This is a genomic window from Ralstonia pickettii (assembly GCF_001699815.1).
Taxonomy (GTDB): Bacteria; Pseudomonadota; Gammaproteobacteria; order Burkholderiales; family Burkholderiaceae; genus Ralstonia; species Ralstonia thomasii.
Genome location: NZ_MCGB01000008.1, coordinates 1 through 21350, shown reverse-complemented (window position 1 = coordinate 21350; position 21350 = coordinate 1). Strand labels below are relative to the sequence as shown.

General features: G+C 64.4%; 17 protein-coding genes and 2 pseudogenes. 4 read left to right on the top strand and 15 right to left on the bottom strand.

The genetic code is table 11. The annotated features are described in order from the left end of the window. The coding region (locus BEK68_RS01370) for an autotransporter outer membrane beta-barrel domain-containing protein (protein WP_065851533.1) at nucleotides 1–3114 on the top strand (3114 nt) is incomplete at its 5' end. A 209-nt stretch (nucleotides 3115–3323) separates the two neighbouring features. Beyond that, entirely contained in the window at nucleotides 3324–4217 is an 894-nt protein-coding gene (locus tag BEK68_RS01365; protein ID WP_012435587.1) for a transporter substrate-binding domain-containing protein, read from the top strand. Nucleotides 4218–4226: 9 nt separating this feature from the next. On the opposite strand, the gene BEK68_RS01360 is transcribed toward BEK68_RS01365, so the two are convergent. After that, nucleotides 4227–5153, bottom strand: coding sequence for a LysR family transcriptional regulator (locus BEK68_RS01360; protein ID WP_012435586.1), 927 nt, complete (start codon nucleotides 5151–5153; stop codon nucleotides 4227–4229). A 131-nt stretch (nucleotides 5154–5284) separates the two neighbouring features. Between BEK68_RS01360 and BEK68_RS01355 the strand changes: the two genes are divergently transcribed. Beyond that, complete coding sequence (locus tag BEK68_RS01355; protein ID WP_024541692.1) at nucleotides 5285–6049, top strand: SDR family NAD(P)-dependent oxidoreductase; 765 nt, start codon at nucleotides 5285–5287, stop codon at nucleotides 6047–6049. 240 nt (nucleotides 6050–6289) lie between these two features. Here the strand turns inward: BEK68_RS01355 and BEK68_RS01350 are convergent, their stop codons facing one another. From BEK68_RS01350 to BEK68_RS01330, 5 genes and pseudogenes are all read right to left on the bottom strand, one after another. Continuing rightward, entirely contained in the window at nucleotides 6290–7126 is an 837-nt protein-coding gene (locus tag BEK68_RS01350) for an ABC transporter permease (RefSeq protein WP_009238074.1), read from the bottom strand. Nucleotides 7127–7142: 16 nt separating this feature from the next. Further along, a complete protein-coding gene (locus tag BEK68_RS01345) occupies nucleotides 7143–8411 on the bottom strand; it encodes an ABC transporter permease (RefSeq protein WP_012435583.1) in 1269 nt (422 codons plus the stop codon). Between the two features lie 103 nt (nucleotides 8412–8514). Further along, nucleotides 8515–9555 (bottom strand): ABC transporter substrate-binding protein, encoded by a 1041-nt coding sequence (locus tag BEK68_RS01340; protein WP_012435582.1) that lies wholly within the window; start codon nucleotides 9553–9555, stop codon nucleotides 8515–8517. Nucleotides 9556–9626: 71 nt separating this feature from the next. Continuing rightward, nucleotides 9627–10715, bottom strand: coding sequence for an ABC transporter ATP-binding protein (locus BEK68_RS01335; protein ID WP_012435581.1), 1089 nt, complete (start codon nucleotides 10713–10715; stop codon nucleotides 9627–9629). A 521-nt stretch (nucleotides 10716–11236) separates the two neighbouring features. Further along, nucleotides 11237–12618: pseudogene (locus tag BEK68_RS01330) on the bottom strand (sensor histidine kinase). Between BEK68_RS01330 and BEK68_RS01325 the strand changes: the two are divergent. Continuing rightward, nucleotides 12594–13136 (top strand): annotated as a pseudogene (locus BEK68_RS01325) (porin); the annotation flags it as partial. The pseudogenes BEK68_RS01330 and BEK68_RS01325 sit on opposite strands and share 25 nt — an antisense overlap. 77 nt (nucleotides 13137–13213) lie before the next feature. Here the strand turns inward: BEK68_RS01325 and BEK68_RS01320 are convergent. The 9 genes from BEK68_RS01320 to BEK68_RS01280 form a co-directional block, all read right to left on the bottom strand. Next, nucleotides 13214–14314: a J domain-containing protein gene (locus BEK68_RS01320; RefSeq protein ID WP_012435580.1), complete on the bottom strand. Its 1101-nt coding sequence runs from the start codon at nucleotides 14312–14314 to the stop codon at nucleotides 13214–13216. A 99-nt stretch (nucleotides 14315–14413) separates the two neighbouring features. Then, nucleotides 14414–15208 (bottom strand): ABC transporter ATP-binding protein, encoded by a 795-nt coding sequence (locus tag BEK68_RS01315; protein WP_012435579.1) that lies wholly within the window; start codon nucleotides 15206–15208, stop codon nucleotides 14414–14416. Nucleotide 15209: 1 nt separating this feature from the next. Beyond that, complete coding sequence (locus tag BEK68_RS01310; RefSeq protein ID WP_004626972.1) at nucleotides 15210–16118, bottom strand: ABC transporter permease; 909 nt, start codon at nucleotides 16116–16118, stop codon at nucleotides 15210–15212. A gap of 175 nt (nucleotides 16119–16293) precedes the next feature. Then, nucleotides 16294–17274, bottom strand: a complete 981-nt coding sequence (locus tag BEK68_RS01305; RefSeq protein ID WP_004626970.1) for an ABC transporter substrate-binding protein — start codon at nucleotides 17272–17274, stop codon at nucleotides 16294–16296. Nucleotides 17275–17565: 291 nt separating this feature from the next. Beyond that, complete coding sequence (locus BEK68_RS01300; protein WP_004626968.1) at nucleotides 17566–18363, bottom strand: peptidylprolyl isomerase; 798 nt, start codon at nucleotides 18361–18363, stop codon at nucleotides 17566–17568. Between the two features lie 42 nt (nucleotides 18364–18405). After that, nucleotides 18406–18678, bottom strand: coding sequence for a BolA family protein (locus BEK68_RS01295; RefSeq protein WP_012435578.1), 273 nt, complete (start codon nucleotides 18676–18678; stop codon nucleotides 18406–18408). Further along, nucleotides 18678–19250, bottom strand: coding sequence for a septation protein A (locus BEK68_RS01290; RefSeq protein ID WP_004626965.1), 573 nt, complete (start codon nucleotides 19248–19250; stop codon nucleotides 18678–18680). Before BEK68_RS01290 ends, BEK68_RS01295 begins: the two co-directional genes overlap by 1 nt. A 48-nt stretch (nucleotides 19251–19298) precedes the next feature. Further along, a complete protein-coding gene (gene msrB, locus BEK68_RS01285; RefSeq protein ID WP_004626963.1) occupies nucleotides 19299–19685 on the bottom strand; it encodes a peptide-methionine (R)-S-oxide reductase MsrB in 387 nt (128 codons plus the stop codon). A gap of 157 nt (nucleotides 19686–19842) precedes the next feature. Beyond that, nucleotides 19843–21350 (bottom strand): protein adenylyltransferase SelO (locus tag BEK68_RS01280; protein ID WP_065851531.1); only part of this gene is annotated, 1508 nt, incomplete at its 5' end.

Genomic DNA, 21350 nt, shown 5'->3' with positions numbered 1-21350 from the left:
GGTGGCAACGGCGGCAACGGAGGTTCTGCCGGGAACCCGGGCGGCGGCGGTGGCGGCGGCGACGGGTTGCTGACCTTGGGCTCCGGTACCCAGGTGACCAACATTGGGTCGATCGTGGGCGGTGTAGGCGGTGCCAGTGGTGGCGGCGGCAGCACGGCCGGTGCCAGCGGCGCGGGCGTCAATCTGGCTGCCGGGTTCAACGTGCTTTCCAACGTTGGCACGATCACCGGCGGTGCGGGCAATGGCGGTGCCGCGGGCGTGGGTGTCATTACCAACGGTGACGTCATCGTCAATGGCGGCACCATTAGCGGCGGCCTGTACAGCGACGGTGTCACGCGGGCGGCTGCCATCCAGTTCAATGGGACGAACAACACGCTGCAACTGCTGACGGGGTCCAACATCATCGGCAACCTCGACGTGGCGGCGGGCGCAGCCGCCAAGATCACGGCCGGCAGTGCAGGCCTCTCGCTGTCCAACAACGTCACGCTGGGCGACGCCACGTCGCGTGTCACGCTCGATTCGACCACGACGAATCTCGTTGTTTCAGGCGTCATATCGGGCGCGGGCAGCGTGGGCGTCACCGGCAGTCGAACGATCACGCTGACGGGCGACAACACCTACACGGGCGCTACTACCATCACCACCGGCACGCTGCAGATCGGCAACGGTGCGACCACCGGCTCGGTGGCGGGCAATATCGTCAACAACGGCACGCTGGCTTTCAACCGCAGCGACGCGGTGACGTACGCCGGCACCATCAGCGGCGCCGGCAACCTGGTGCAGGCCGGGGCCGGCATGTTGACCATCTCGGGCACGGCGGGCTATGCCGGCAGCACGACCATCAATGCGGGCACGCTCGCGTTGTCCGGCGCGGGCAGCATCGCCGCTTCGAGCGGTGTGGTGAACAACGGCACGTTCGATATTTCGGGGACGACCTCCGGCGCCACCATCAACGCATTGACCGGCACGGGCGCAGTTGCCCTGGGCAGCCGGACACTCACGCTGGCCAACGCAGCCGGCACGTTCAGCGGCGCGATTGGCGGGACGGGCGGCCTCACGGTCGCCAATGGCGCGCAAACGCTGTCGGGTGCGAACGGCTTTACCGGCGCGACGACGATCAACGCCGGCACACTGGCGTTGACCGGGGGCGGCAGCATTGCGGCCTCGAGCGGCGTGGTCAACAACGGCTCGTTCGATATTTCCGGGACGACCGCCGGCGCCACCATCAACGCGTTGAGCGGCTCGGGCGCGGTCGCCCTGGGCAGCCGGACACTCACGCTGGCCAATGCAGGCGGCGCGTTTAGCGGCGCGATCGGCGGTACGGGTGGCCTCACGCTGAATGGCGGCACGCAAACACTGTCCGGCGTGAACACCTATAGCGGGGCAACGACCATCAACGCCGGCACGCTGGCGCTGTCGGGTGCCGGCCGCCTGGCTTCGGCTACGCGCGTCACGCTCACGGGGGCCAGTTCGACACTCGATCTGTCTGCTAGCGGCAACCAGACGGTGGCGTATCTCTCCGGCGTAGCTGGTAGCCGCGTGGTGCTGAACGGCAGCGCGCTTACGCTGGCCGACGATTCCTCCCAAACCTTCAGCGGCAGCCTGAGCGGCAACGGCGCGTTGATCAAGCAGGGCACGGGCACGCTCACGCTCAACGGTGTCAGCAGCGGCTTCTCGGGGTCGACCACGGTAGCGGGCGGCACCCTGGCCGTTGGCGATGCAGCGAACGCCGGTGCTGTGCTTGGCGGCAATGTCCTGGTGAACGCGCTGGGCACCCTGCGCGGCCATGGCACGGTTTCCGGCGATGTGAGCAGCAGCGGGGTGGTCGCGCCGGGCGGCTCCATCGGAACGCTTTCCGTGGGCGGCAACTACACGCAAGGCTCGACGGGGATGCTCGCCATCGAAGTCAGCCCCACGGACGCAGCGCAACTGCGCGTGGGCGGTGCGGCAGCGCTCGGCGGCTCGCTGGCCATCGTGTTCGATCCAGGTACCTATACCGCCCGCCGCTACACCGTGCTGAGCGCAGTCAGTGGCGTGACGGGGCGCTTCGCAAACGTCAACACAGCAACGGCCGGAGCCAACCTCGGCACGTTACAGACATCGGTGGACTACGGAAGGAATGCGGTCGACGTGCTGCTTGCTGAAGCAACAGCGCCCGGCAACCCAGGCAGTCCGACCGTCGTGGCGCCGACAAAGACCACCATCTACACGGCGCAGGGCACGACAGCGCTGCTGCAGGCACAGGGCGCCAACGCGGCGCTGCTCGGTCGGGTGTCTGGGCCGCAGGATGCCCTGGCTGGTTCCAAAGATGTGTGGGTCACGGCCAGCGGCTCCAGCACGAAGGTGGGTGGGTCGGGCAATGCGCCGGGCTTCCTCACGCATGCCTATGGGTTCCTCGCGGGCGCGGAGGGCCGCGTGGGTGCCGCCACCGTTGGCGTAGCGGGCGGCTACACGCACACCACGCTCGGCGAAGACACCACCGGCGCATCGGGCACCATCGACACGTTGCGCGTGGCGCTTTACGGCGCGCAGCCGATGGGCGCCGTCGATCTATCGGCAACCGTGGGCTATGGGCTCGATTTCCTCTCGCAGAAGCGGCCGTTTGGCAGTGTGGGTACCGCTGAGGGCGACCATCTGGCGCACGAATTCACCGCCGCCACGCAGGCCAGCTTGCCCCTGGAGATGGGCGGCATCCGGCTCGCGCCACACGTCGGCATGCGTTATGCCTATGTGCGCGGCAGCGGCTTCGGCGAGAACGGCGCAAACGGCCAGAACCTGCAAGTCGGTCCGGACAGCGCGCGCAGTCTCCAGCCGTATGTGGGCGTCACGCTCGACAAGGCCTTCGGTGATGTGCGCCCGCTCAACGTGCAGCTTCGCGTGGGCTATGCGCACGAGCTGATGAACGCGGGGCGCGTCGTCCAGGTCCAGAGCCAGGACGGCACCGCGTTCACCGCCCCGGGCACCGATCTGCCGCGTTCGTTCCTGACGACCGGTGCCAGCGTCACGCTTCAGGCAACCAAGGCAACCACGGTGTCGTTGGGCGTGGATGCGACCCTCAACACGAGCCACGTGTCTACGCAGTCCGCGTATGTGCGGGTCAATCACAGGTTCTGACGGAATAGGGCGTGCCAATGCGCACGCTGGACAGAACGATGAACAACGCGCCGGGGCAACTCGGCGCTTTTTTTTTCATGCTGAGCCACACGGGTCCGGCATGTTGACCTGCATCAATGGCAAGAACGGGGTTGCGCCTAGATTCCGTAGGGAGGGCGCTGTAGCTGCCAAAAGCCTACAGAGTGCGGGACGCATCCATGGAGACGCAAATGAACACGAGACACACACTCGCTTCCACGCTTGTCGTGGCGGGTCTAACGGTGGCGGCGCAGGGCATCCACGCCCAGACGCTGGAAAAGGTCGCTGCAGCAGGCAAGATCACGGTTGGTTACCGTGAAGCGGCGGTTCCGTTCAGCTACTTGCTGGCCCCGAACAAGGCGGTCGGATTTTCCGTCGACCTGACGCAAGCCATCGTCGACGATGTGCGCGCCCGGCTGAAGAAGCCGTCTCTGCAGGTCGACGCGATTCCGGTGACCGGCACGAATCGGATCCCGCTGCTGGTGAACGGCACCTACGACCTCGAATGCGGATCGACCACCAACACCAGCGCGCGCGGCAAGGACGTGGCCTTCTCGATCAATTTCTTCTACGCGGGAACGCGCCTCTTGACCAAGCGCGATTCGGGCATCAAAAACTACCCGGACCTGGCCGGCAAGACCGTCGCGAGCACGGCAGGCAGCACGAACGAAAAGGTGCTCAAGAAGTTTGCCGTAGAACACAACATCGACGTCCAGATCATTTCCGGCAAGGACTACGCAGACGCGTTGAAGCTCGTCGAAACCGGCCGAGCGACGGCATTGGCGCTCGATGACGTGCTGCTGTACGGCCTGCGTGCCAATTCTGCAAATCCCGCTGCGCTGGAAGTCGTGGCGGAAACCCTGCAGGTCGAGCCGTACGCCTGCATGGTTCGCAAGGACGACCCCGCCTTCAAGCGGCTCGTGGATGCGACCATCACACGGCTCATGAAATCCGGCGAATTCACCGCGCTGTACAAGAAATGGTTCGAGTCGCCCATCCCGCCGGCCGGTGCAAACCTCGACATGCCGATGAGCGATGCACTGCGCGCCAACCTGAAAAAGCGTAGCGATAAGCCGGCGCAGTGACCGCGCTCACTATCGCCCGCTCGATGCCGTCTCCAGGTGCGTCGCCAACAGGTTTGCCATCCAGTTCATGAATACTTGCACCCGAACCGGCAGATTCCGCCGGTTCGGGTACACCAGCGACACCGGCATCGGCGGGGGCCGGAAGTCGGGCATGACGTCGATGAGCGTGCCGTCCGCAATCGCCGACGACAGCCCCGCGTACACCGGCGCCTGGATCATCCCCAGCCCCGCGCGGCACGCAGCGTCGTAGCTCTCGGCTGAGCTGACGGTCACCGCGCCTTTCATCGGCCGGAAGGCGGAGCGGCCGTCCACCGTGTATTCCCATCCAGGCGATTTCGTCCCCAGCGTCTGCACGTAGTGGACGATGCGATGGCGGTCGAGCTCGTCGAGCGTTCTCGGCATGCCATAGCGCGCGATGTAGGCGGGGCTCGCGCAGTTGACCTGATGCAGTTGACCGAGCGGGCGGGCGATCAGGCTGCTGTCGGTCAGCGCGCCGATGCGCAATACGCAGTCGAAGCCTTCGCGTACAGGGTCAACGCGGCGGTCGGTGCTGGAGAGTTCGATTTCCAGCTCGGGATGCGCATCGAGCAGCGCGGGTAGGGCAGGGATGACGATGCGGCGCGCAACGCCCACCGGCATGTCGACACGCAGGCGGCCGCGCAGGGCTTGCGGGCTCTGGCGGAACATCGTTTGCAGCTCGTCCATGTCGGCCAGCAGATCCTGGCAGCGCTCATAGAACGTCTGGCCGTCCTGCGTAAGCTGCACCTTGCGGGTGGTCCGGTGCAGCAGGCGCGTGCCGAGCATCGTTTCCAGCTGCTGCACCGCCACCGAGGCGGCCGGTTTGGGAATGCTCAGCGCTTCTGCCGCACGCGTGAAGCTGGCAAGTTCGGCCACGCGCACAAAAATCTGCATGGCTTCGAGTCGGTTGGTAGACATGGCGGGTGGGTTGATTGTTATCTGTGAGCAAACACAGCGATAGGATAAGCGAGATTTATTCTTTATTTATCGCTCAATACCATGCTCTCACGGTGTTCAACACCCATCCCAAACCCAACCGGAGAGCAACCATGACGCAGACCCATACCCCCATCGCGATCATCACCGGCGGCAGCCGCGGCCTTGGCAAGAACATGGTGCAGAAGCTGGCCCAGCGCGGCACCGACGTGATCTTCACCTACCGCACTAACCGCGCTGAAGCCGATGCCCTCGTCGCCGAACTGACAGCCCAGGGCCGCCGTGCCGCTGCCTTGCAGCTTGACACCGGCAAGATCGCCACGTTCCCCGCCTTTGCCGAGGCCGTGCACGGCGTGCTGACGCAGTGGAAGGCCGAGCGCTTCGATTACCTCGTCAACAACGCCGGCGTGGGCGTGCACGCCACGGTGGCCGAAACCACTGAAGCCCAGTTCGACGAACTGATGAATGTGCATTTCAAAGGCGTGTTCTTCCTCACGCAGATCCTGCTGCCGCTCATGGCTGACGGCGGGCGCATCGTCAATATCTCGTCGGGGCTGGCGCGTTTTGCGCTGCCGGGCTACGGCGCGTATGCGGCAATGAAGGGCGCGGTGGAGGTGCTGACGCGGTATCTGGCGAAGGAACTCGGCCCGCGCGGCATTGCCGTGAACGTGGTGGCGCCGGGCGCCATCGAGACGGACTTTGGTGGCGGTGCGGTGCGCGACAACGCGGGCCTCAATGCCATGGTGGCGGCCAATACGGCGCTGGGACGCGCTGGTGTGCCGGACGATATTGGCGGCGTGGTGGCCTCGCTGCTGTCGCCGGACAACCGGTGGATCAATGCGCAGCGTATTGAAGCTTCGGGCGGGATGTTCCTCTAAGCACGCCCGTCCAAGGGCATGGCGTTCAGAACGCCAACTGCCGAGCTCTGAGCGCCGTGCGAAGAGCTTCGCGTGTCGAGTTCTGAACTGGAAGTGCCCAGCAAAAAGCCCCGCGTGTTGAGTTCCGAGGTGTGGGAACTTGGGGCTTGATGCTTGGGACAGCAGCGCATTCCCTGTTTCACCCCCTGCCGGGGCTGAAACAGGGAATGAACCACAGAAAACAACCAAAACCCAAACCGCTTACGCCACCGCCTTAGCCGCAGCCCGCCCCCGCAGCCACTCAAACGTCAGCAGCAGGCAAGTCGAAAACACAATCAAGATCGTCGCCAGCGCCGCAATCGTCGGCGAAATGTTCTCGCGAATGCCTGTGAACATCTGGCGTGGCAGCGTCACCTGATCGGCACCCGCCAGGAAGAGCGTCACCACCACCTCATCAAATGAGGTGGCAAACGCAAACAGCGCGCCGGAAATCACGCCCGGTGCGATCACGGGCAGGGTGATGCGGAAGAACGTCACGACCGGGTTGGCACCCAGCGAAAGGCTTGCCCGCACGAGGTTGTGATTGAAGCCCTGCAGCGTCGCCAGCACGGTCGTCACCACAAACGGCACGCCCAGCGCCGCATGCGCGAGGATCAGCCCGATATACGTATTCGCCAGGCCCAGCGGGGCAAAGAACAGATACATGCCAACGCCCACGACCACCACCGGCACGATCATCGGCGACACCAGCACCGCCATCAGCAGGCCCTTGCCACGGAAGTCGGCCTTGTTCAGCCCGATGGCGGCCAGCGTGCCCAGTACCGTTGCCACGATCGTGGCGGCAGGCGCGACGATGAAGCTGTTCTTGGCGGCCATGCGCCATTCGTCCGACGTGACGAGGTTCTGATACCAGCGCAGCGAATAGCTCGGAATCGGGTACGAGAGGAACGTGCTCGACGAGAACGACAGCGGCACGATCACCAGCACCGGCAGCACAAGGTAGAGCAGCGTCAGCACGGCCAGGCCGCGCAGCGCGAAGTACCAAATGCGCTCGATGAGCGAGGTGTGCGGGGCGAACATCGGTTTGGTGAGTTTCATTTTCGATGGGCTCCGTTCAACCAACGCGAACCTTGGGCCGCGTGAAGCGTCCATACACGGCATACAGCACCAGCGTCGCCAGCAACAGCAGCGCACCCAGCGCGCAGGCCATGCCCCAGTTGATCGTGACGTTGGTGAAGTAGGCCACGTAGTAGCTGACCATCTGGTCGTTCGGCCCGCCCAGCAGTGCGGGGGTGATGTAGTAGCCCAGCGCGAGAATGAACACCAGCAGCGCGCCGGCGCCGATGCCCGGATACGTCTGCGGCACATACACGCGCCAGAAGGCGGCAAACGGATGGCTGCCCAGCGACACTGCCGCGCGCTGGTACGTGGGCGGGATCGACTTCATCACGCTGTACAGCGGCAGGATCATGAACGGCAGCAGGATGTGCGTCATCGAGATGTACACGCCCACGCGGTTGAACAGCAGCGCCAGCGGCTCCTTGATGATGCCGAGGTCCATCAGGCCGTGGTTGATCAGGCCCTCGGTCTGCAGCAGCACGATCCACGCCGCCACGCGCACGAGGATGGACGTCCAGAACGGGATCAGCACCATCACCATGACGAGATTGGCGCGGCGCTCCGGCAGCGAGGCAATCCAGTACGAGAGCGGATAACCCAGCAGCAGCGCGAACAACGTCACCATCGCGCTGATGACGAAGGTGCGGATGAACACCGTCACGTAGATCTGCTCGTCGGGGTCGGTCGCTTCGATCTGGCCGAAGGCATCCTGCCGGTGGTCCAGCGCGGCCAGCAGATAGAACGGCGACGTGCGGCTGCTGTTCTTGGCGATGGCCTGCCAATACGTGACATCGCCCCAGCGCTCGTCGACTTCGAGGAGTTTGGCGCGGATATGGCCGGGTGTCAGCGTCAATGCCTTGCCCTGATCATCGGCCAGCGGCATGGCGCGCGCGGTCTTTGCAACCAGCGAGCGGAAGCCCGGGATTTCGGTGTTGAGGCGGCGGGCCAGTGCGCCCATCGCTTCGCCTTCGCTCACGATGGTGAGGTCTGCGGCGAGCGCGGCGTAGGCGGCGTCGGCCGGCGGGCTCTTGCGGTCCCAGTCTTTCAGGGCGATGACTGTCTTGGGCAGCGCGTCGGCCACCTCGGGGTTTTGCACGGCGCGCGTGAGCAGGGCGCCGATCGGCACGACAAAGATCAGCAGCAGGAAGATGGCGAGCGGCGCCACCAGCGCCAGCGCCATCGCACGCCTGCGCGCCTCAGCGCTCTTCAATTCGCGTTTGAGTTTGGCCGTCGATTCCGGAACCGATTCAGCCGCGATCGTCATGGTGTTCAATGCTGCCTCGCCATCGCTACGGGAATTCGTCCGGCGGATGCCTTGCCAAACCTGCAAGGCATCCGCGCGGTCACTGCGTTACACCGCTATGCGGTTACTTCGACGCCCACGAGGCGAAGCGCTGTTCCAGCTCGTCGCCGTGGTCGGTCCAGAACTGCAGGTTCTGCAGCACGGCGTTCTTGGCGTTCTCCGGGGAGTTCGGCATGTTGGCCTGCGTCTTGGCGTCGAGCGCCTTGATCGCCGCCACGTTGGCCGGGCCGTACGCGATGTGCTTGGCGTATTCCTGCTGCGGCTTCTGCGACAGCGTGTAGGCGATGTACTGCTCGGCCAGCGCCTTGTTGGGCGTGCCCTTGGGGATGGCCCAGTAGTCCAGGTCGTAGATGCTGCCGTTCCAGACCACCTTCAGGTTCTTGCCTTCGCGCTGCGCGGCGTCGATGCGGCCGTTGAACGCGGTGGACATCACCACGTCACCCGCCACCAGGAACTGCGGCGGCTGTGCGCCGGCTTCCCACCACTGGATGTTCGGCTTGAGCTGATCGAGCTTCTTGAACGCGCGGTTCTGGCCGTCCTTGGTGGCGAGCACCTTGTAGACGTCCTTGACCGGCACGCCGTCGGCCATCAACGCGAATTCCAGGTTGCCGCGCGCACCCTTGCGCATGCCGCGCTTGCCCGGGAATTTCTTCACGTCCCAGAAATCGGCCCAGCCGGTCGGGGCAGTCTTGAGCTTGTCGGCGTTGTACGCCATCGCGGTCGACCACACGAAGAAGCCCACGCCGCAAGTGCTCGGCGACTCTGGGATCAGATCGCTCTTCTTGGCGATCTTGCTCCAGTCGAGCTTCTCGAACAGGCCTTCGTCACACCCGCGGCCGATGTCGCCCGATTCGACTTCCACTACGTCCCAGTTGACGTGCTTGGCTTCCACCATGGCCTTGATCTTGGCCTGCTCGCCGTTGTACTCGACCACGGTGACCTTGTTACCGGTCTGCGCCTCGAACGGCTTGTTGAAGGCGGCCTTCTGCGCGTCACCATTGGCGCCGCCGAAGTTCACAACGGTGATTTCCGCAGCGTGCGCGCCGAATGCAATGGCGAATGCGCCGGCAAGCACGGACAGACGCGTCTTTGTGATGTGTTTCATTCCTGGCTCCTCTTATTGGCGTGTGGGTACAACGTGTGGTCGAGGCATGCGGGCAGGGCTGCCCGCGTGCGTCATGCAAAAACGCGCAGATGTTCAGGCGCGAACTCAAGCTGGATGGGCGCGCCCGGCGCGAAGCCTTCGAGCGCGCGCGTGCCCAGCGGCACCTTCACAAAACATTCGGGCTGATCGGGCAGGGCGCAGCGCATGCGCACGTGGTCGCCAAAGTAGACGAGGCCGCGCGTCTGGCCCATCAGCGCATTGCAGGCGGCGGAGGCGCCTTCGGCCAGGCGCATGCGCTCCGGGCGGATGCAGCCGGTGGCGGCGGCCCCCACATTGGCGCCGGCGATATTGCGGCCCATGATGCGGGCGCCGTCGTTCAGTTGCAGTTCGCAGTAGTCGCCGTCGACACGGGTGACGGTGCCGCGCAGCGTGTTGCTGTCGCCGATGAAGTTGGCGACGAACTCGTTGCAGGGGCGTTCGTAGAGGCTGTCCACCGTGTCGAGCTGCTGCACGATGCCCTTGTCGAACACGGCCACGCGGTCGGACATGGTGAGCGCCTCGCCCTGGTCGTGCGTCACGTAGACGAAGGTCACGCCGAGCTTTTCGTGCAGCGACTTCAGCTCGTACTGCATGTGTTCGCGCAGTTGCTTGTCGAGCGCGCCGAGCGGCTCGTCCATCAGCACGAGCTTGGGCTCGAACACCAGCGCGCGGGCCAGGGCAATGCGCTGCTGCTGGCCGCCGGAGAGCTGGGCGGGGTAGCGCTTGGCAAAGCCTTCCATGCGGACCATCTGCAGGGCCTTGTGCACGCGGTCTGCACGCTCGCTGGCGGGGATCTTGCGCACCGTCAGCGGGTATTCCACGTTCTGCGCCACCGTCAGGTGCGGGAACAGCGCGTAGTTCTGGAACACCATGCCGATGTTGCGCTTGTGCGGCGGCACGTTGTTGAGCAGCGCACCTTCGAGGCGGATTTCGCCGCCGGTCGGGAATTCGAACCCGGCCAGCATCATCAGGCACGTGGTCTTGCCCGAGCCGGAGGGGCCGAGCAGGGTGAGGAACTCGCCCTGGTAGATGTCCAGGTCCAGGTGCTTGACCACGAGGGTCTCGCCGTCATACGTCTTGCGTACACCGCGAAAGCTGACGATCACGTCGTCGGTCTTCATTGCTGCTTCCTCCATACCATGTCGGTCATCCAGCCTGAGCCCTGTCGGCTGCAGACTGCATTCGCTGGCTTGCGCTCATGCAGCCCGTTGTGCTGTTTCCCGATCCATCTGCCTCGGTCCACATGCTGTTTTGTGACGAATTGTTGATGGACTATAGCGGCTCATTGTTCTGCCAAGTGGACCCAATCCCGGTTATTTGATGGAGCCATTTTTGGCAGCCGCTCAGGCACGTCCCACGGGCGCGCGGGCCCGTGGCACCACAATAGGGAAAACCCCGGATGCCTTGCCCGAGCAAGCTCGGCGGTCGATCGTGTGGTGGTGCCGATGTGTCTGAGTTTAGGTCGTATGCCAGCACACGTGCGGCGGGCATAACAGAGCGCGGATGGAACCAATTTGGCCGGAACAGAGGGCCGCTCAATCGGCGTGAAAATGGTGCGCCGCGTCGGTACACAAACAGTGCACGGTGTTCGGTGGAACGCGCGAGCGCTACGAAAACAATGTTGTCGTGCAGCAACCGGCGTTCAGGCAGGATGCTCTTCGGCCAATGCAAGCGCCAGGCAGACGCTTACGGTCAAGCCTCCGCCGGGTGTTTCCGACAGCGCGACCGTGCCGCCATGCAGGCGGGCGATCTCACGCACGATCGCCAGACCCAGCCCGCTGCCGTCGTGGCCTTCCGATGCCGCGCCGCGATAGAAACGGCCGAATACCGCGTCGCGCTCGGGCACGGCAATGCCGGGGCCATCGTCTTCCACTTGCAGCACCGCCCCCTCGCCCAGCATCGCCATCGCCTGCCGCTTGACCCGCAGCGTGACGCGCGCCCCGTTTCCGGCATAGAGGATGGCGTTGTCGAGCAGGTTGCCGATCAGCTCCCGCAGCCACTGCGACTCGCCGGCCACTGTCACCGGTTCGCCTTCAAAACCGAGGTCGACGCCGGATCTGCGTGCAACGGATGCCAGTTCCAGCGCGACATCGCCGGCCAGTGTGTCGAGGCGCAGCGGCTGGAGTTGCGGTGCGTAGCCGCTGTCGGTTTCCAGGCGCGAGAGCGAGAGCAGTTGCTGCACGCCCCTCGCGGCCTGGCGCACGGTGCCGTGCAGCGGCTCAAGGTGGCGGCGGATGCGGTCACCGTCGGGCTCGCGCAGGGCGAGTTCGGATTGCGCCTGGATCACGGCCAGCGGCGTCTTCAATTGATGTGCGGCATCGGCAAAGAAGCGCTTGCGGGCCTGCACCATGCGCAGCAGGCGCGCCACATACTGATTGATGGCCTCGACCAGCAGGGTGACTTCTGCCGGCAGGCCCTGCTGCGGCAGCGGGCAAGCTCATCGGTGCCGCGACCGGCCACGGTTTCGCTCAACTGCCGCAGCGGTCGAAGGCCGCGCCGCACGCCCCACCAGACGATGCAGACGGCCAGCACCACGAGCAGCACCTCCTGCTGCAATGGGCCCGCCAAGATTTCGTGGGCTAGCGCCTCGCGCGGCTCCAACGTTTCTCCCACCAGCAGCCAGATGACATGCGTTTCGGCCGACAGGGCATCGCGCACCGGCAACAGCTGCGCGGCAATCCGTACCTGCCTGCCGCGAAAGAGCGTGTCGTAGAAGACGGTGCGATATGCCGTGGGGTGCCGACCGCTCGGCATGGGTAGATCGTCGTAGCCAGTGAGTGTGCCGCCCCCGGTATCGACAATCCGGTAGAAGATGCTGCTGCCCGTTTCCGACTCCAGAATTTCCAGCGCGAGGTAGGGCAGGTCGATGGCGAATTGCTTGTTGCGCAGTCGCACGCCTTCGCGCATGGCTTTGAGCGACGCTTCGAGCGTGCGGTCAAACGCGGCGTTGGCCGCAGTCATGGCGCGCGAATACGTCAGCCACGCATCGAGCGCGAGCAGCCACCGTGGGCTTTGGCGAGGCAGCCGGCAACTTCAAGAGCAGCTCCAAGTACGACCTGGGCGTCGGCTACAGCGTGGGCGGCTTCTCGGCAGCCCTCACGTGGGATCGCCAGAACGGCGCAGGCACGAGCACCACGCCGGCAGACACGACCGATTACATCCAGAGCATTCACGCCGGTGCCAGCTACGACTTTGGTGCACTGAAGCTCTTCGCAGGCTATCGCAACTACAAGCGCGCGTTCACGACGGCTGCCGCAAGCCAGCGCAGCGATATGTATTGGGCGGGCGCCAGCTACGACGTGACGCCGGCCTTCACGCTGTATGGCGCGGTGTACAAGCAGAACATCAAGGACGGTACGGATGCCGATCCGATCCTGTTCTCCGTGCGCGGCCAGTACGCGCTGTCCAAGCGCACCACGGCGTACCTGTCTGCCGGTTACGCCAAGGCCAAGAACGGCCAGAACGTGAGCCTGTCGCGCGACGTGGCGGGTTATGGCAACAACCAGGTTGGCGTGACGGTAGGCCTGCAGCACCGCTTCTGATCGACCGATCGCTGTATCGGACACGGGCACCTTCGGGTGCCCGTTTTTGCTGGATCGGCGTGCGGCCCAGCAGGCCGTCAGTCGAGCGTCGAGCGGGATTTCAGCATGCGCCGCACGTCGCGGAAATCGTCGAAGGCGGCAAGGTCCTGCTCGATATTGCACACCTGTTGGCGCAGCGCTGCGATGTCGAGGTCGAGTTTTTGCAAGACGGCGTCCGGCGGCAGCGCTTCGAACCGCTGATACCCGTACGTGTATCGAAACGTCGTCTCGACGCGATGGATTTGCCGGTCAAGCTCCCGCACCTGGTCTTTCAGGATCTGGTTGTAGTGCGTCAGCCGCGCTTCGCTGATCCGGTTGATCGAGTGCTGGTCGATGTGCTCAAGCTCCAGCTGCAATTCCAGCAGTTGCAGGAGGTTGTTCTTGTCATACGCCTCGTTGACGCGCTGCATGAGGCCGGTCTTGCGGTCCCGCTCCTGCGGATCGGTTTCACGGTCGGGGTGCAGGGCGCTGGCGAGCTTGCGATAGACCTCGCGGATGGACAGGCTGATCTGCGCCTGTTCGTCTGCCTCCTGTGCTTCTGCCGCAAGTTGCTTCGAAGATTTCTTCCGCGCGGCCCGGCGGGCTTCACGCTTGGTTGCGGCGGCGGCCTTTTTCTCAGCCCGTTGTGCGAGGTGCTCGCGGGCGCGTTGCAGTAGCGCCTCTTCCGAATGCACATCCGCGTCGTCGCCCAGGCCGACGCCGAGTGCGGCCTCCAGCCTTGCCTTCATCTCCGCGGCTTGCATCGCGGCTTCCCGGTCAAAGTCTGTGCCGCTGTACTTGTTGTAGAGCGCCTTCAGGCTCGCGTCTTCATCGATCAGGTCTCGTGCAAGATCGATGATGAGCGCGCAGATCTTGCGGCGCTCTGCCTTGGTGAAGGCATCGTGCTCGTAGACCTGGTCCAGGCTGCGCACAAAGCGGATCTGCAATGCGATGCGGCTGCGCTCCAGCGGCAAGAACTCGCCGGCATATCGGCGCTGGAACTGAACGGTGACCGCCTCCCAATCCGCCAGCCGCTTGCGCCGATTCTCGATCTGCTTGATCAGCGCGTTGAATGCTCGCTGGCCTTTTGACAGCGTTGGCGAGTCGTCCGCGTGCTGATTGGGCGCGATGCTGATGGCAGGGCGGCGGGCCTTGGTCATGGAGCGGAAATGTCGCGGGCTCCGCTAAGGGAGCCCGATCTGTGTGTGATGTGGCGGCGGTGCCGGCCCTGAGCGTCGTCTTGACGCCCAGGAGCGGGATCAGCCCAGCAACAGCGCGTCGTCGTCCACCTTGGCACCGCGCGTTTCCTCGAACTTCTGCAGCAGGTGCGGCACGTCCAGGCCACGGCGTTCCTCGCCTTGCACGTCGAGGATCACGTTGCCCTGGTGCAGCATCACCGTGCGGTCGCCGTAGTCGAGCGCCTGGCGCATGGAGTGCGTCACCATCATCGTCGTCAGCTTGCTCTCCGAGACGATCTTGGCGGTCAGCTCCAGCACGAAGGCGGCCGTTTTCGGGTCGAGCGCGGCGGTGTGCTCATCCAGCAGCAGGATGCGCGACGACTGCAGCGAGGCCATCAGCAGGCTCACGGCCTGGCGCTGCCCGCCGGAGAGCAGGCCGATGCGATCGGTCAGGCGGTTTTCCAGGCCTAGGTCGAGCCGGCGCAGTTGCTCGCGGAAGATCTCGCGCCACTTGCGGTTGGTCGCGAACTTGAAACCGCGACGCTGCCCGCGGCACATGGCCAGCGACATGTTCTCTTCGATGGTCAGGTTTTCGCAGGTGCCGGCCATCGGGTCCTGGAACACGCGGGCGACCTTGTCGGCGCGTTGCCACGCGGTCTTGCGCGTGACGTCTTCACCGTCGATGGTGATGCGGCCCGAGTCGACCAGCTGGTCGCCGCTGATGGAGTTCAGGAACGTCGATTTGCCGGCCCCGTTCGAGCCGATCACGGACACGAACTGGCCCGACGGGATCTCCAGCGACAGGCCGCGCAGCGCGCGCGTCTCAATCGGCGTGCCCGGGTTGAAGGTGAGGGTGAGTCCTTGTGCGCTCAGCATGTCAGTTCCCCTTGGTACCGTTCTTGGCGAGCTTGCCGAACACCTTGCGGCGCACACCGGGAAGCACGAGCGCGATCACCACTAGCGCGGCGGTCACCATGTTCAGATCCTGCGCCTGCAGGCCGATGAAATCGCTGTTGAGCGCCAGGGCGATGAAGAAGCGATACAGGATCGCGCCCACCACCACGGCCAGCGTGGTCAGCACCAGGCGGCGTGCCGGCAGCACGGTCTCGCCGATGATGACGGCAGCCAGGCCGATGACGATGGTGCCGATACCCATCGACACGTCGGCGCCGCCCTGCGTTTGCGCGTAGAGCGCACCAGCAAGCGCCACCAGTGCGTTGGACAGCGCCATGCCGGCCAACGTGGCCGCGCCGGTGGCGACGCCCTGCGCGCGTGCCATGCGCGGGTTGGCACCGGTCGCGCGCAGCGACAGGCCGATCTGCGTCGAGAAGAACCAGTCCACCAGCAGCTTGACGACGACCACGACAACACCCAGCAGTACGGGTCGGAACACGTAGTCGGGCATCCACTCCGGCTGCAGCAGCGAGAAGATCGTCGGCTCCGAGATGAGCGGCACGTTCGGCTTGCCCATGATGCGCAGGTTGACCGAGTACAGCGCGATCATCATCAGGATACTGGCGAGCAGGTCCATGATTTTCAGGCGTACGTTGAGCCAGCCCGTAATGAAGCCGGCAACTGCGCCGGCCAGCGTGCCACCCAGCGTCGACATGAACGGATCGTGTCCGCCAGCGATGAGCGTGGCCGCCACAGCGCCGCCCATCGGGAAGCTGCCGTCGACAGTGAGGTCAGGGAAGTTGAGGATGCGGAAGGAGATCAGCACCCCGAGCGCCACGAGGCTGAAGATCAGACCGATCTCCAGGGCGCCGAGCAATGAAAACAGTGACATGACAGAGTAGGGCACGGTGATTGGGCACCGGCCTGTGTGCAATGAACGGGGACGCTTATGGGTAGGAGCGTAAGCGCCCGGCCATTATGCGGCGGATAGCCGCGTTGGGGCTCGGGCAGGCAGACCCGCGCCGGGCCGGCTCCGTCGGGCGGAGGCCGGCCCGGCGCCTTGCGAGTTACTTGATGACTTCCTTGGCGTCCTTCAGCAGGTCCGCCGACAGGGTGGCGCCTTGCTTCTTGGCTGCGCCTTCGTTCACGAACAGCTCCAGGTCGGAGCTGCCGGCCGACGCAATCGCGCCCGGCTTCTCACCCTTCAGGATGCGGGCGACGACCTTGCCGGTCTGCTGGCCCAGCTTGTAGTAGTTGATGCCCAGTGCAGCGATGGCGCCACGCTTGACGCTGTCGGTATCGCCGGCCACCAGCGGGATCTTCGCTTCGTTGGCCACCTTCACCAGCGATTCGTACGCCGACACCACGTTGTTGTCGGTGTTCGTGTAGATCACGTCGACCTTGCCGATCAGGTTCTTGGCGGCCGGCGCGATATCCACCGTACGCGGAGCTGCCGACTCGACGAGCGTCATGCCTTGCGCCGACAGCAGCTTCTTCAGCTCGGTGACGACCACGACCGAGTTGGCTTCGCCCGGGTTGTAGACCATGCCCACGCGCTTGGCATTGGGCACCACACGCTTGATCAGGGCGATCTGCTTGTCCAGCGGCAGCTTGTCAGACACGCCGGTCACGTTGGTGCCGGTCGGCGCCCAGCTCTTGACCAGTTGTGCGGCAACCGGATCGGTCACGCCCGAATACACGACGGGGATCGACTTGGTGGCAGCCACAACGGCCTGCGCCGACGGGGTAGCGATGGCGACGATGGCGTCCGGCTTGTCGCCGATGAACTTGCGGGCAATCTGCGCGGCGGTGGCCGTGCTGCCTTGTGCGCTCTGGTATTCCCACTTCAGGTTCTTGCCTGCGTCAAAGCCTTCGGCCTTGAGTTGTTCCTTGGCGCCATCGCGGATGGCGTCGAGCGCCGGGTGCTCAACGATGGCCAGCACTTCGACCGACTTGGTGGCCTGGGCCAGTGCCGGTGCGGCTTGCAGCAGTGCCATCGGAATGGCGGCAAGCGCGGCAATGCGGAAGGCGTGCTTGAACGTGGACATAAGGATCTCCTGTTTCCTTTTGGGTGGTTTCGCTCTGGCGGCGGGCGGGATATGCCCGTGCCGGCGTGGTTGGTTTTGTAAGACTGTCTTGATTCTTGAGCGCACCGAAGCAGTGCAATGCCGGCGCGCGTGGGCGCACATTATCGGCCAAATCGCAATGCTTTTCAGCAAACACTTCAAAAGAAAACCTGGGGCAGGGAGGGGATTCCGATTGCGTGCGATGCAACGTCGCCATCAAATCAAAAAGGGGCACGCGGCCCCTTTTTTCACTGCCCCAACGGGCTGCTCTGCTTACTGGATCTTCGCTTTTTCGCGCAGGTCTTTCAGCATCGCCTGGAACTTGCTGCGTTGCCAGTTCTGGTCGCCCATCATCATCTCGAGCAGTTGCGGCTTGACCTCTTCGTACGACGGGATCTTGGCGTCGCGCGTGTCGTCCAGGCGGATCACGTGCCAGCCGAATTGCGTCTTGACCGGCGTCTGGGTGATCTGCCCCTTCTTCAGGCCGGTGAGAGCGGCCGAGAATTCCGGCACGTAGGTGCCCGGGTTCGCCCAGTCCAGATCGCCGCCGTTGGCGCCCGATCCCTTGTCCTTCGATTGCGCCTTGGCGATGTCTTCAAACTTGGCGCCGGCCTTGAGCTTGGCGATGATGGCCTTCGCGTCGGCTTCCTTGTCCACCAGGATGTGGTGGGCGTGGTATTCCTTGCCGTTGCCGAACTGCGCCTTGATCTTGTCGTACTGCTTGTGCAGTTCGTCTTCGGTGGCAGGGCTGTTCTTGACGTAGTCTTCGAACTCGGCGGCCACGAGCACATTCAGGCGCGCAGCAGCGAGTTGTTCCTGAATGTCGTCACGCTCCAGCAGACCGCGTTTGGCCGCGTCCTGCTCGATCAGTTCACGGTCGACCAGCATGTCGCGGGCCCTGGCGCGCAGCTCGGGCGATTCGGGCTGGCCCGACTTCTTGATCAGCGCGTCCACCTTGGCGCTCGGGATGGCTTTGCCGTTGACCACCGCGGCGTTTTGCGCCATCGCGGGAGCAACGGTCGCAGCAAGGGCAGCAGCCAGCAGGCTGGCAGTGAGGCTGGAAATCTTCATGGGATTGCGTTCGAGGGAAGGACGAGTGAGCGTGGAATGCGCTTACGTGTTTTCTTCGGGAGTGACCGCGCGGATCGCCAGCGCATGGATTGCCGCCGGCCACAGCGTGTGCAGCGCATCATACACCATGCGATGACGGGCCAAACGGTTCTTGCCGGCAAAGGTCGCGCTGACGATTTCGACGTTGTAATGCCCGCCGCCGGAGGCTGCGCCGGCGTGCCCGGCGTGCTTGGCGCTGTCGTCTTCAACGACCAGTTGGACAGGCTGGAAGGCCTCGCGCAGGAGGCGTTCAATTTCTTGCGGATCTGCGGCCATCAGCGGTCGTCTCCGATGTTGGCATCGTTGGCCGCGTTGGCCGGGCGCTCCTGCATGTGGCGCGCCAGCCAGACACTCTGCGCAAGGATGAATACCACCATCAGGCCCATCGATCCGAACAGCTTGAAGTTGACCCACACGTCGGTGTCGAAGTTGTAGGCCACATAAAGGTTCAGGCAGCCCATGACCAGGAAGAACAGCGCCCACACCAGGTTCAGGCGGCCCCACATCGTTTCGGGCAGCGATACCTGCTGCTCCATCATGGCGCGGATGAGGTTCTTGCGAACGACCACCACGCTGCCCAACAGCACAACGCCAAACAGCCAATAGAGCACCGTCGGCTTCCACTTGATGAAGGTTTCGTTGTGGAAGATAAGCGTTGCGCCGCCAAACACCCCGATGATGAGCAGCGACAGCCACTGCATGGCGTCGACCTTGCGGTGCTTGAACCACACCCAGGCGATCTGCAGCACGGTGGCGACCATCGCGACGGTGGTCGCCACATAAATACCGGCGACCTTGAAGGCAGCAAAGAACAGGATGACCGGGAACAGATCGAACAGGAATTTCATGCGGGAACGCGCTTGTGCGGGCCTATACGGACGATGATTAGGGAAAGATCAATCGCCGAATTTTAGCGCAGCCGAGTTGATGCAATACCGCAGGCCAGTGGGCGCGGGGCCATCCTCGAACACGTGGCCGAGGTGCGCGCCACAATTCTTGCACTGCACTTCGATGCGCAGCATGCCGTGCGAGCGGTCCGTCTTCTCGTCGATCACCTCGCCGTTGATGGGCTGGAAATAGCTCGGCCAGCCGCAGCCCGCATCGAACTTGGTCGACGATTCAAACAGCGGCGTGCCGCAGCAGACGCAGTTGTAGACGCCGCGATCCCAGTGGTCCCAGTACTTGCCGGTGAAGGGGCGCTCAGTGGCCGCTTCCCGGGTGACACGGTATTCGATGTCGGAGAGTTGGTCGCGCCATTCGGCGTCGGATTTCTTGACGGTCATGGTGATGAGACTCCTTGTTGGATTCGGCAACCGCGGGATGGAGCGATCGAGCGGCTGACGTTGTTTTGTCGTGCGGCAGCGGCAATCCTGACAGGCGCGGATTAGAGCACGGCGTCAGTTCCGGTGCATCACGCGCCCCGCATGTCGGCATGCCGGCTCACGACGAGCAGCTCACTTCCAATGACGATGCCCAGTCCGGCGCGGGCTGCGCGTAGTGCTCGAAGCCGGGGTGGTCGTCAAACGGGCGGGCCAGCACGGCGCGCAGGTTTTCGACTTCGGAGAAATCCTTTTCCTTGGCGCGGCGGATGGCGATTTCAGCCAGGTGGTTACGCAGCACGTATTTCGGGTTGACGCGCTGCATGGCGGCTGCGCGTTCGTCGTCGGATTGCGGTTCGGCCTGCAAGCGCTGCCGATAAGCGGCAAGCCATACGTCTGCGGCTGCACGGTCGAAGAAGAAATCGCGCACGGTGCGCGCTTCTGCCGCAGCCGGCGTGTCGTCGCGGCGTACGTCGGCGAGGTGGCGGAAGAACAACGTGTAATCGGCACGCTGGTTGTGCAGGAGCTTGAACAGATCGCCGAAGAGCGCCTCGTCTGCGTCCTGTGCGGTGGAGAGGCCGAGCTTGGCGCGATAACGTGCGTAGAACGCCGCGCCGTAGACGTCGCGGTAGGTCAGTAATACGTTTTGCGCGGCATCGATGGCGGGTTGAGCCTGCGCTTCGTCGCTCAAATTGACGAAAACGTCGGGATCTTCGCCGAACAACGGCAGCAACGCCTGCGCGAGGCAGAACAGGTTCCAGTAGCCGATCTGCGGCTGCTGCGCATAGGCGTAACGGCCGCCGGTGTCCGAGTGGTTGCAGATGTGGTTGGCGTCAAAGCCGTCCAGGAAGCCGAACGGGCCGTAGTCGAGCGTGAGGCCAAGAATCGACATGTTGTCTGTGTTCATCACGCCGTGGCAGAAGCCAACGGCTTGCCAGTCGGCCATCAGTTCAGCGGTGCGGCGGGCGAGTTCGCGCAGCAGCGCGAGATACGGTTGCGGCTCGCTGCGGCTGGCGGGGTGGAAGCGGTCGATGACGTAATCGGCGAGTGCACGAAGCTGGGGCAGCTGTTCGCTGGCCGCAAAGTGTTCGAAATGACCGAAGCGCACGAACGACGGCGCGAGGCGCGTAACGACGGCAGCGGTTTCGATCTCTTCGCGGCGCACGGGGGCGTCAGCGCCGGTCACGCACAGGGCGCGCGTGGTCGGAATGCCGAGGCCTGCCATGGCTTCCGAGCAGAGGAATTCCCGAATGGACGATCGCAGCACGGCGCGCCCGTCGCCCATGCGCGAATACGGCGTACGGCCGGCACCTTTGAGCTGGACTTCGTAGGGGCCGTCGGCGGTCTGGAATTCCGCCAGCAGCAGCGCACGGCCATCGCCCAACTGGCCTGCCCACACGCCGAACTGGTGGCCTGAGTAGACAGTGGCGAGCGGGTCGCTCCAGGTGGCGACGGCGTTACCGGTGAATACGGCCAGCCCCGCAGCGGTGTCGAGTTCGGCGCGCGTGATGCCGAGCGACGCTGCGGCATCTGGCGAGAACCCGACCAGATACGGTTCGCCAATCGCTCCCGAAGGCATGGGCATCGGGGGCAGGCGTGTAAGAAAGCGTTCGCCCAGTGCCGAGAAAC